This window comes from Limnohabitans sp. (assembly GCF_031538885.1).
Lineage (GTDB): Bacteria > Pseudomonadota > Gammaproteobacteria > Burkholderiales > Burkholderiaceae_C > Limnohabitans.
Window position 1 is genome coordinate 1 of the sequence record NZ_JAVKLW010000130.1, and the last position, 10,704, is coordinate 10,704.

Below are 10,704 nucleotides of genomic sequence, written 5' to 3' on the forward strand. Positions count from 1 at the left end.
CTTTCTCGACGTTCTTCACCGCAGTGCGGTACTTCGAGCGCAACGAGGTGTTGGCAGCGTTGATTTTGATGTCCTGACGGACGCGTTTACGGCCTGATGCCAGGCGCGGGTTTTTTTTCTTGGGTTTAGCTGAAGCCATGATAGTTTCCTAGAAGGTTTGAGGATGTTGTCAACAAAGCCGACGATTGTAGCAAATCCCAAAACTGAGGCGACACCAGGCAGCAAGCGCCTCGCTACACTTCAAGCGTGTCATTGTTCAAATCTGCCTCCATTGTCTCGGGCTTGACCCTGGTTTCGCGCATCACCGGCTTGATGCGTGAACTGCTGATTGCTTCTACTTTTGGTGCCAGCGCCTTGACCGACGCCTTCAATGTGGCGTTTCGCATCCCTAACTTGTTCCGCCGATTGTTTGCTGAAGGCGCGTTCAGTCAAGCTTTTGTGCCAGTGCTGGCCGCCAGCCGCCAGCAGCAGGGCGACGAGGCTACCCATGTGCTGATCAACCAAGTCGCGACTTTGCTGATTTGGGCGTTGCTGTTGACCAGTGTGTTGGGCGTGGCGGGCGCACCTGTGTTGGTGTGGGCGATGGCGAGTGGCTTGAACCAATCGCCCCAAGGCTTTGACGTGGCGGTGGTGATGACGCGTTTTATGTTTCCGTACATCGCCTTCATGTCGTTGGTGGCCTTGGCCGCTGGCGTGCTCAATACGTGGAAACGCTTTGCTGTGCCTGCGGCCACGCCCGTGCTGTTGAATGTGTCCATGATTGCCGCAGCGTGGTGGGGCGGTCCTTGGTTTGGCACGTTGGGTGTGCCACCGATTTATGCCTTGGCGGTGGGCGTGATGCTGGGCGGCGTGACCCAACTGACGGTTCAGCTTGTGGCCTTGGGCCGTTTGGGCATGTTGCCCCGCTTAGGCCTGCGCTGGTGTGCGGTGCGCGAAGCTTGGGGTGCCGAAGGTACCAGGCGCATCTTGCAACTCATGGCACCTGCTTTGCTGGGTGTGAGCGTGGCGCAAATTTCGTTGCTCATCAACACGCAAATTGCTTCACAGCTCATCCCAGGTAGTGTGAGTTGGTTGAGTTATGCCGACCGCTTGATGGAGTTCCCCACCGCCTTGCTGGGTGTAGCCTTGGGTGTGGTGCTGATGCCCCAGCTCTCCGCGGCCAAAGCAGCCAACGACACAGCTAAATATTCAGACATGCTGGATTGGGGCTTGCGTTTGGTTCTGCTGTTAGCGTTGCCTTGTGCGGTGGCTTTGTTGGTTTTTTCGAAGGCCTTAGTGGCAGTGCTTTACAACTATGGCGCTTTCAGCGCCCATGATGTGCAGCAGACCACCTTGGCACTCATGGGCTATGGCGTGGGTCTGCTCGGCTTGGTGTCCATCAAAGTGTTGGCGCCCGGCTACTACGCCAGTCAAGACATTCGTACACCCGTGCGCATTGCGGTGGCGGTGCTGGTCATCACGCAGCTGTTGAACTTAGCCTTGGTTCCGTTTTTGGCACATGCGGGCCTTGCTTTATCAATTGGCTTAGGGGCCTTGGTCAACGCCGCGTGGTTGCTTTGGGGCTTGCGTCAAAAAGGCACGTATGTGATGCGTACCGGATGGCTGCGTTTTGTATGGCAAGTGCTGCTGGCATGTGGGGTACTGGGTGCTTGGCTGTCTTGGTCTGCGCAGTATTGGGACTGGACGGCTTTACGCGCTACACCATTGCTGCGTGTGGGCCTGATGGCCAGCGTGTTGTTCGTGAGTGCGCTGATGTACTTTGCCACGCTGGCGCTGACGGGTTTTAAACTGCGCACACTGCTGCGCCGATAAACCAACAACCAAGAGGGCTGCACCATGGATTTCAAACTTGAGGTACCGACAGCCTTGGAATACTTTGCCTCGTTGGTGCAAAGTGATACGCATTTTCCGCTGCTCGAAGCTGCGGCCAGTTTGGCTCAAGACGAATACCCAGAGCTCGACATTCAGCAGGTGCTCGACCAAGTCGACCAACTCAGTGGCCGTTTGAAGCAGCGCTTACCTGCCGATGCCGGGGCCTTGCAAAAGCTCCGCTTGTTGAATAAGTTTTTCTTTGAAGAGCACGGTTTTAGCGGCAATCTCAATAACTACTACGACCCCGACAACAGTTACTTGCATGTCATGCTACGCACACGTCGCGGTATCCCCATTAGCTTGGCGGTGTTGTGGCTAGAGCTGGCGCAGGGCTTGGGGCTTAACGCCCAAGGCGTGGGTTTTCCTGGGCACTTCTTGGTCAAAGTGCGCTTGCCTTTTCCTAATGAAGGGCAGGTGGTGATTGACCCGTTCACGGGCGAATCACTGAGCAAGGAAGACTTGTCAGAGCGCCTGGTGCCGCTACACGCTGAATCGGGTTTGTTGCGCGAGGGCCATGTATCCGATGAGTTACTCAAACACTATTTACGCGCTGCTATGCCACGCGAGATCGTGACGCGCATGTTGCGCAATTTGGCAGAGGTCTACACCTCACACCAAAACCCAGAACGCTTGCAGTTGGTCAAGCAGCGACTGGCCGTGTTGTTGCCTTCGGTGAATGATCCAGATTGAGTTCACGGCTTCGGCTGTGTTGAAAAGCAAAAGACCCGCCGACGGCGGGTCTTTTGCTGCGTGGGTTGCTGAAGTGGACTGACAGTTTACACCACCACCACCGCCGCTCCTTGACCACGCTGCGCAATCACACCAATCGTGTGGACTTGCTCGCCGTGGGCGCGTAGCACCTCGGCACAAGTCGGAGCATGGGCCACGTCAATCACCACCACCATGCCAATGCCGTTGTTGAAGGTGCGGTTCATCTCGATGTCGTCGATGCCTGCGGTAGTTTGTAACCAAGCAAACAGCTCGGTTTGTGGCCAGCTGCCTTTTTTCAGGTGAGCCGCTGTGCCTTCGGGCAGCACGCGTGGGATGTTTTCGAGCAAGCCGCCGCCGGTGATGTGGGCGAGGGCCTTGATGGGCGTCTCGGCCAAGGCGGCCAACACGCTCTTCACGTACAACCGTGTGGGCGCCATGATGGCCTCTTTGAACGGCTTGCCATCCAAAGTAGCAGGCGCATTTGCGCCCGCACGGTCGATGACTTTGCGTACCAGCGAGAAACCGTTGGAGTGCACACCTGCCGATGCCAAGCCCAACACCACGTCACCGGGCTTGACGTTTTGGCCCGTCAAGATTTTGGATTTTTCCACTGCTCCCACGGCAAAGCCCGCGAGGTCGTATTCACCGTCGGGGTACATGCCGGGCATTTCAGCCGTTTCGCCGCCGATCAAGGCGCAGCCAGAGAGTTCGCAACCTTTGGCAATGCCGCCCACCACCGCAGCGGCAGTGTCGATGTGCAATTTGCCGCAGGCAAAGTAGTCGAGGAAGAACAGAGGCTCAGCGCCTTGCACCAACACGTCGTTCACGCTCATGGCCACCAAGTCGATGCCCACGGTGTCGTGCATTTGCCATTCAAAAGCGAGTTTGAGCTTGGTGCCCACGCCGTCGGTGCCACTCACCAGTACGGGTTCTTTGTAGCGCTTGGGCACTTCAAACAGGGCGCCAAAACCACCGATGCCAGCCAACACGCCCTCGCGCATGGTTTTCTTGGCCAAGGGTTTGATGCGTTCGACCAAGGCATCGCCTGCGTCAATGTCGACGCCGGCGTCTTTGTAGGAGAGGGGTTTGTTCATAATGAGGAGGCGCTGGGGTGCTGCCAAGATGAGCGTGGATTGTGCGCCGATAGAATCAAACCCTCATTTTAAAGCCAACCCCTTCACACGCTGTATGCAATTCACTCCCGCCCAACAACACGCCCTGGCTTGGACTGGCCTCGCAGGCGTGATTGCGCTTGTTTTGTGGCTGCTGGGGCCGGTGCTCATGCCATTTGTGGTGGCTGCTGTGTTGGCCTATGTACTCAGTCCTTTGGTGCGCGGCTTGCAACACGCATGGGGTGGGCGTTTACCCCGCTTGGTGTCGGTGGTGCTGGTGGAAATTTTGTTTTTGGTGCTGGTGATCGCTTTGTTCATCTTGCTGATCCCCATCTTGGCGCATGAGTTGCCCCGCATGCGCGACCAGTTGCCTGTGTTGGCCGAGCGTTTGCAAACTGACATTGCCCCTTGGCTGCAAGCCAAAGGCATTCCCGTCATGTTGGACAGCGCGAGCATCAAGGCCTTTGTGTTGCAAACCTTCAGTACCTCATTTGACGATGGTTTCAAGCAAGCCCTGACCTCGCTGCGCATTGGCGGCAGCGTGGCACTGGCGGTGGTGGGCAATTTGGTGCTGATTCCGGTGGTGTTGTTTTATTTGTTGCTCGATTGGCAACGCGTTGTGCGTCACGTTGAGGCTTTGGTGCCCATGCCTGCACGGGGTGCTTACGATAGTTTTGTTAACGAATGCGATGACGTGTTGGGCCAATATCTGCGCGGGCAGTTGTCGGTCATGGCTTTGTTGGCGGTGTATTACAGCGTGGCGCTGTGGGCGGTTGGCCTAGAACTGGCGTTGCCCATTGGCGTGTTCACAGGTTTGGCGGTATTTGTGCCGTATGTGGGCTATGGCTTGGGTTTGGCGTTGGCGTTGTTAGCTGCGGTGCTACAGTTTGCGCCCACCGAGGCAGTGCTGATGGTGGCGCTGGTCTATGGCTTGGGCCAACTCATTGAGAGCTTTGTGCTTACCCCCCGCTTAGTGGGGGAGCGCATTGGCTTGCACCCCCTGCATGTCATTTTCTCGTTGATGGCTTTTGGCCAGTTGTTTGGCTTTGTGGGGGTGTTGGTGGCTTTACCCGCCAGCGCCGTGCTGCTGGTGGCGATGCGCCGCTTGCGCGCGCAGTACCAAGCCAGTGCCTTGTACCGTGGTGTTTGAGGGCAGATGAAGCAAATCGCACTCGACATTGGCTTGGCCCCAGGGCCCAGTCTGAGCAACTTTTTCGCAGGTCCGAACTTAGCCGCTTTGCAGCACTTGCAGTTGTGGGTGGGCAATGACATGCGCTCGCCCGTGCCGACCTATGTGTGGGGCGAGGGCGGCAGCGGCAAGACCCATTTGTTACGCGCCGTGCAAGCCGCGTTGCGCGAGCAAAGCTGCCCCGTGGGATGGATGGATGCCTCGGTTGCAGAGCCCGCTGCGTTCGACGAGGCATGGCGCGTCGTCATCTTGGACGATGTGCATCTCTACACCGCCGTGCAGCAGCACGCTGCTTTCAACTGGTTTGTCAACGCCACCACGCCCAGCGATGGGCAGCAGCGTTGGGTGCTGGCCGCAGGCAGCGTGCCGCCCAGTGACTTGGCCCTGCGCGAGGACTTGCGCACCCGTTTGGGCTGGGGCCATATTTTTCAATTGCAGATACTCAGCGAGCCTGAGCGCCGTGCCGTGTTGCGCCAACAAGCCGACGACCGAGGCGTGTTCTTGAGCGATGAGGTGATGGACTTCATGCTTAACCGCTTCAGCCGCGACCTGAGCAGCCTCATTCAACTCCTCGACCAACTCGATGGCTATGCCTTGCAAACGCAACGCGCCATCACCATCCCGTTGCTCAAAGCCATGCTGGAAGCCATGTGATGAAACTCGCCTTATTTGACCTCGACCACACCTTGTTGCCGATTGACTCTGACCAATCCTGGGGCGAGTTCACTGTGCGTTTGGGTTGGCATGCGCGCGATGCGTTCATTCAACGCAACGACGAGTTTTATGCGCATTACCAAGCGGGCACCTTGGACATACACGATTACGTGCGTTTTGCCGCTGAGGCGTTGTGCCAGCGTGGGCCAGAAGAGGCCGCCAAGGCCCATGCGCAATTCATGCGCGAGGTGATTCAACCTGTCATTCGCCCAGAGGCGCTGGCGCTGGTGCAAAAGCACCGCGATGCAGGCGAGCGGGTCATTATCATCACGGCTACCAATGAGTTTGTGACACGTCCGATTGCCAAAGCGTTTGGCGTGGATGACTTGATTGCAGTGGAGTTGGTGCGTGATGCCACAGGCTGGTTTACCAACGAAATCAGCGGTGTCCCGACCCTGCGTGAAGGCAAAGTGCAACGTCTGCAACAATGGCTACAACACGAAGGCTTGGATTTGGCGGATGTTGATGCCACCTTCTACAGCGACTCCCGCAACGATTTGCCCCTGTTGGAGCGCGTCAACCACCCCGTGGCGACCAACCCCGACGACACACTGCGCGCCGTGGCCCTAGAAAAGGGCTGGCCGATTTTGGAACTCTTCCCAAAACAATGATCAAACAATTCATCAACAAGCTGATGGGCAAATCGCCCGCTAGCACCATGCCCAGTTTGGGCAAGCGCCACGTGGTGCCTGAGAAGGTACACGGCATCAACGTCGATTGGGTGGACGAACGCGCCCTCAATGTGGTGCGCACCCTGCAAGACCGTGGCTTCGAGGCCTACATCGTGGGTGGCGCTGTGCGCGATTTGCTACTGGGCTTGAAGCCCAAAGACTTTGATGTGGCGACAAACGCCACGCCCGAGCAGGTGAAGTCTGCCTTTCGCCGCGCCTTCATCATTGGCCGACGTTTTCGCATTGTTCATGTGGTGTATGGCCGAGGTCGTGAACATGAAGTGATTGAGGTGTCCACCTTCCGTGCTCACCTTGACAACGCCGAGGCGGACCAAGTCAAAGGCAACGAGCGCAGCAGCAAACAAGAGTTGGCTGGCATGACGCATGCCGTAGATGCCAGTGGCCGTGTGCTGCGTGACAACGTGTGGGGGCCACAAGACCAAGACGCGGCGCGCCGCGACTTCACCATCAACGCCATGTATTACGACCCCGAAACGGGGAATGTGATTGACTACCACGGCGGCATTGTCGACGCGAAGAAAAAAGTCATCCGCATGATTGGCGACCCTGCCACGCGTTACCGAGAAGATCCCGTACGCGTGATTCGCGCAGTGCGCTTCGCGGCCAAGCTTGCAAGTCTGGGCTTCAAGATGGAAGCCAAAACCGCAGCCCCTTTGAAGCGTGCAACCAAGCTGTTGGCCGATGTGCCGCAAAGCCGCTTGTTCGATGAGATGCTCAAGCTCTTGCAAACAGGCCACGCCTTGGCCAGCGTGGCACAGCTCAAGCAACAAGGTTTGGCCAAAGGGATTTACCCGCTGCTTGACATCGTGGTGGAACGTGCGGATGAATCATTCGTCAAGACCGCACTGAGCGACACCGACCGCCGCGTGGGCGAGGGCAAGCCTGTGGCGCCTAGCTTCTTACTCGCTTGCGTGCTCTGGTTGGATGTGCGCGAGACGTGGGCACAGCGTCGTGTCAAGCAGCCGTCTTTCCCTGCGTTGCAAGACGCGATTGACGAAGTGTTTGACTCGCGCATTGGCGATGTGTCCGGGCGCGGCAAGCTGGGTGCTGACATGCGCGAAATTTGGATGATGCAACCCCGCTTTGAAAAGCGCACAGGCAGTGCGCCTTGGACCTTGGTGGAACAAGCCCGTTTTCGCGCTGGCTTTGACTTCATGCGCTTGCGTGCCGATGTGGGTGAAGTCGATGAAGCTTTGTCCGATTGGTGGCAAGAGTTCAGCACCGCGGACGACAGCGTACGCGAAGACTTGTTGCAACAAGTGCGGCAAGAGCAGCAAAAAACACAGCGCGCACCGCGTGTGCATTCGGTGCGCCGTGCAGAAAAACCTGCCGAAGACCCGCGCTTTCGTGAGCTTGAGCCGCCAGGCGAAGAGGGCACGACGTCGCCCGCCAAGAAACGCCGCCGTCGCCGTCGCAAACCAGGCGATGCTGCTGACAGAACGCCTGCGGCTGAGTAAACGCAAAGTTTCGCCATGTCTGCACCCTCTGTCATGGTATGTGTGGCCTTAGGTGCCAATTTGGGCGATGCGGTTGCCACCGTGCAGCAGGCCTTGCGCGATGTGATGCGCTTACCTACGACGCATTTGCTACGCGCCTCGTCGCTGTACCGCAGTGCGCCTTATGAAGCGCAAGGACCAGACTTCATCAACGCCGCGGCCTTGCTACAAACACAACTCAGCCCCTTGCTTCTGCTGCATGCACTGCAAGACCTTGAGTTGCAAAGTGGCCGCGAGCGCCCCTATCAAAACGCCCCACGCACGCTGGACTTGGATGTGATTTTTTATGGCGATGTGCGGCTGAACACGCCAGAGCTAACCTTGCCCCACCCACGTTGGCGCGAACGTGCATTTGTATTGTTGCCTTTGGCCGAAGTTTGGCCTGAGCAGGTCACTCAAGCGCAAATTGCAGCGATCAAAGATCAAGCCATTCAACGACTGAACGTCCCCGACGGGCCATGAGCTTTTCGTAACTTCTTTGGTGTCATAAGCGCCGCTGCTGCTAGCGACTTATGTTTTCATGGCCGTTGGTTGCGTAAAGATGTCTTCAAAGTTGAAGCAACGTACTTTGGTATAAAGCTGTGTCAAGGCTGCCTTGGGCGTTTATACTTCGCGGCATCATATAACCGTCATAAATTAGTCATCCACAGGAGCTCCAAATGTTATTTGGAAAATTGTTGCCTACTGAAGGTAATTTTTTCGTCATGTTCAACCAGCATGCAGACCGCATTGTTGAGGCTGCGCACGCATTCTCAAGCTTGGTCGCCAACTACAACGACCCCATCTTGCGCGACAAATACAACCAAGAGGTCGATAACGCAGAGCGCGGCGCTGACCGTATAACACATGAATGCAATGTCGCGATTCATAAAACATTCATCACGCCCATTGATCGTGAGCAAATTCACTCCTTGATCAACACCATGGACGATGTGGCGGACTTGATTCAAGACACGGCTGAAACCATGGCTTTGTACGATGTGCGCATCATGAACGAAGAAATCGTGCGCTTGACTGACCTGAGCGTGAAGTGCTGCGAGCGTGTGCGTGATGCAGTGTATTTACTGGAAAAAATTTCGGATCACGCCACGGCTGAGGCAGCACTCAAAACTTGTGAGGAAATTGACAAGCTTGAATCAGATGCTGACCGCGTCATGCGCAGTGCTATGAGTAAGTTGTTCCGTGAAGAGCCCGATGTGCGTGAGGTGCTCAAGCTCAAAGCGATTTATCAGTTGCTGGAAACCATCACTGACAAATGTGAAGACGTCGCCAACCTGATCGAGGGCATCGTCCTCGAAAACTCTTAAATACGAGCGTTGTATGGAAACCGTACAAACTGCGTTTTGGGTGGTCGCCTTGCTGGTTGTGTTGGCTTTGCTGTTCGACTTTATGAACGGCTTTCACGACGCGGCTAACTCTATTGCCACGGTGGTGTCAACGGGGGTGTTAAAGCCAGGACCGGCCGTGCTGTTTGCTGCCTTCTTTAACGTTGTCGCGATTTTCATTTTCCATTTGAGCGTTGCTGCCACCGTGGGTAAAGGTATCGTGCAACCTGGCATCGTGGACACCCATGTGGTGTTTGGGGCGCTGGTGGGCGCGATCACTTGGAATGTCATCACTTGGTACTACGGCATACCCAGTAGTTCGTCGCATGCGCTGATTGGTGGCATTTCTGGCGCTGTGATTGCCAAAGCAGGCACTGGCGCCTTGATTTCTGCTGGTATCTTGAAGACCGTGGCGTTTATTTTCGTATCGCCTTTGTTGGGCTTTACGCTTGGCTCATTAATGATGGTTGCCATGGCTTGGATTTTCCGCAGTTTTCGCCCCTCGCGTGTGGATAAATGGTTTCGTCGTTTGCAATTGATCTCTGCGGGCGCCTACAGTTTGGGCCACGGCGGCAACGATGCACAGAAAACCATTGGCATCATTTGGATGTTGTTGCTGGCGACGGGCTACGCTTCCGCAGAGGATGCATCGCCACCGAGTTGGACTATTGTTTGTTGCTACATGGCGATTGGCCTGGGCACCATGTTTGGTGGCTGGCGCATCGTCAAGACCATGGGTCAAAAAATCACCAAACTCAAACCTGTGGGGGGTTTTTGTGCCGAAACAGGCGGCGCCATGACCTTGTTCTTGGCCACCGCTTTGGGCATCCCTGTCTCCACCACACACACCATCACGGGTGCCATCGTGGGAGTAGGCTCGACGCAGCGTGCCAGTGCGGTGCGCTGGGGCGTGGCAGGCGGCATTGTGTGGGCTTGGATTTTGACCATTCCTGCCAGCGCCTTTGTCGCTGGCGTGGCTTACTGGATCAGTCTGCAGATTTTTTAATCACTCCGACAGCTTTCGTGCTTCTTCGATTTGGTACTCGAAGTAGCGCTGAAAGCTAAACACGATGCTCGACATCAGTACCGTGGTGCCAACCAACAAGGCCAAAGCTACCGCACCGATGGTCAACCAGTTGGTCTGACCAGCTGGTGCGTCGTTGTTTTCGGGCGCGTTGAAACGGCTATTCCAAGCCTCAGGCTTCATCAGCCCATAGACGATTGCGTTCAAAGCACATGCTGTAAATGTGAAGCCAGCAATGGGGATGAACCACCAGCTCAGTACATCATCAAGGCCGTATTGCTGCACCCGCTCTACGCCGTAGAGACCCAATGCCGTGGGAATCGGCAGCAGCCAGCCCAAGGTGTCCCACAGGCCAAACAGGTAAAAACGATGCAGCCCAAAAGGGCCACCGAGGAAGGCCAGCCAGGCCGCGATGGTTTTGTTTTTCATAGGGCGCTATAATGACAGGCTTTTCAGCGTGTCGCAGGCCGGGTGGCTTAGCGCGTGTCTCAAACGTTGAAAAAATTTCCACCCGAAGGATTCATCATGGTCGTCATCCGACTTTCACGCGGCGGTTCTAAAGCCCGTCC

At 56.3% G+C, this 10,704-nt stretch carries 11 protein-coding genes and 1 pseudogene; 9 read left to right on the forward strand and 3 right to left on the reverse strand.

The window, feature by feature from the left end; genetic code table 11:
- Positions 1–139 (reverse strand): 30S ribosomal protein S20 (gene rpsT / locus RMS03_RS10360; protein ID WP_310626990.1); only part of this gene is annotated, 139 nt, incomplete at its 3' end.
- 107 nt (positions 140–246) lie between these two features.
- Here rpsT and murJ point away from each other — a divergent pair.
- The gene (gene murJ / locus RMS03_RS10365; RefSeq protein ID WP_310626979.1) at positions 247–1,812 is read left to right on the forward strand and encodes a murein biosynthesis integral membrane protein MurJ; all 1,566 of its coding nucleotides are present in this window, start codon (positions 247–249) and stop codon (positions 1,810–1,812) included.
- A 24-nt stretch (positions 1,813–1,836) separates the two neighbouring features.
- Positions 1,837–2,541 (forward strand): annotated as a pseudogene (locus tag RMS03_RS10370) (SirB1 family protein); the annotation flags it as partial.
- Between the two features lie 107 nt (positions 2,542–2,648).
- Here the strand turns inward: RMS03_RS10370 and purM are convergent.
- Positions 2,649–3,677: a phosphoribosylformylglycinamidine cyclo-ligase gene (gene purM / locus RMS03_RS10375; RefSeq protein ID WP_310626981.1), complete on the reverse strand. Its 1,029-nt coding sequence runs from the start codon at positions 3,675–3,677 to the stop codon at positions 2,649–2,651.
- A gap of 94 nt (positions 3,678–3,771) precedes the next feature.
- On the opposite strand from purM, the gene RMS03_RS10380 reads away from it, so the two are divergent.
- The 7 genes from RMS03_RS10380 (at position 3,772) to RMS03_RS10410 (ending at position 10,117) form a co-directional block, all read left to right on the forward strand.
- Positions 3,772–4,845 (forward strand): AI-2E family transporter, encoded by a 1,074-nt coding sequence (locus RMS03_RS10380; RefSeq protein ID WP_310626982.1) that lies wholly within the window; start codon positions 3,772–3,774, stop codon positions 4,843–4,845.
- 6 nt (positions 4,846–4,851) lie between these two features.
- Positions 4,852–5,538, forward strand: a complete 687-nt coding sequence (gene hda / locus RMS03_RS10385; RefSeq protein WP_310626983.1) for a DnaA regulatory inactivator Hda — start codon at positions 4,852–4,854, stop codon at positions 5,536–5,538.
- Positions 5,538–6,209, forward strand: a complete 672-nt coding sequence (locus RMS03_RS10390) for an HAD family hydrolase (RefSeq protein ID WP_310626984.1) — start codon at positions 5,538–5,540, stop codon at positions 6,207–6,209. The genes hda and RMS03_RS10390 overlap by 1 nt, the downstream gene beginning before the upstream one ends.
- Positions 6,206–7,747: a polynucleotide adenylyltransferase PcnB gene (gene pcnB / locus RMS03_RS10395; protein WP_310626985.1), complete on the forward strand. Its 1,542-nt coding sequence runs from the start codon at positions 6,206–6,208 to the stop codon at positions 7,745–7,747. The genes RMS03_RS10390 and pcnB overlap by 4 nt, the downstream gene beginning before the upstream one ends.
- A gap of 15 nt (positions 7,748–7,762) precedes the next feature.
- Positions 7,763–8,248 carry a 2-amino-4-hydroxy-6-hydroxymethyldihydropteridine diphosphokinase gene (gene folK / locus RMS03_RS10400; protein ID WP_310626986.1) on the forward strand — a complete coding sequence of 162 codons (486 nt, stop codon included), beginning with the start codon at positions 7,763–7,765 and terminating at the stop codon, positions 8,246–8,248.
- Positions 8,249–8,445: 197 nt separating this feature from the next.
- A complete protein-coding gene (locus RMS03_RS10405; RefSeq protein ID WP_310626987.1) occupies positions 8,446–9,093 on the forward strand; it encodes a DUF47 domain-containing protein in 648 nt (215 codons plus the stop codon).
- Between the two features lie 13 nt (positions 9,094–9,106).
- Positions 9,107–10,117 carry an anion permease gene (locus RMS03_RS10410; RefSeq protein WP_310626988.1) on the forward strand — a complete coding sequence of 337 codons (1,011 nt, stop codon included), beginning with the start codon at positions 9,107–9,109 and terminating at the stop codon, positions 10,115–10,117.
- Here the strand turns inward: RMS03_RS10410 and RMS03_RS10415 are convergent, their stop codons facing one another.
- Positions 10,118–10,564, reverse strand: coding sequence for a hypothetical protein (locus RMS03_RS10415; protein WP_310626989.1), 447 nt, complete (start codon positions 10,562–10,564; stop codon positions 10,118–10,120).
- Between the last annotated feature and the right edge of the window lie 140 nt (positions 10,565–10,704).

Coding starts and splice junctions, on each gene's coding strand:
- RMS03_RS10410 (WP_310626988.1), top strand. CDS start 9,107: ATGGAAACCGTACAAACTGCGTTTTGGGTGGTCGCCTTGCTGGTTGTG.
- RMS03_RS10380 (WP_310626982.1), top strand. CDS start 3,772: ATGCAATTCACTCCCGCCCAACAACACGCCCTGGCTTGGACTGGCCTC.
- pcnB (WP_310626985.1), top strand. CDS start 6,206: ATGATCAAACAATTCATCAACAAGCTGATGGGCAAATCGCCCGCTAGC.
- RMS03_RS10390 (WP_310626984.1), top strand. CDS start 5,538: ATGAAACTCGCCTTATTTGACCTCGACCACACCTTGTTGCCGATTGAC.
- folK (WP_310626986.1), top strand. CDS start 7,763: ATGTCTGCACCCTCTGTCATGGTATGTGTGGCCTTAGGTGCCAATTTG.
- purM (WP_310626981.1), bottom strand. CDS start 3,677: ATGAACAAACCCCTCTCCTACAAAGACGCCGGCGTCGACATTGACGCA.
- RMS03_RS10405 (WP_310626987.1), top strand. CDS start 8,446: ATGTTATTTGGAAAATTGTTGCCTACTGAAGGTAATTTTTTCGTCATG.
- hda (WP_310626983.1), top strand. CDS start 4,852: ATGAAGCAAATCGCACTCGACATTGGCTTGGCCCCAGGGCCCAGTCTG.
- RMS03_RS10415 (WP_310626989.1), bottom strand. CDS start 10,564: ATGAAAAACAAAACCATCGCGGCCTGGCTGGCCTTCCTCGGTGGCCCT.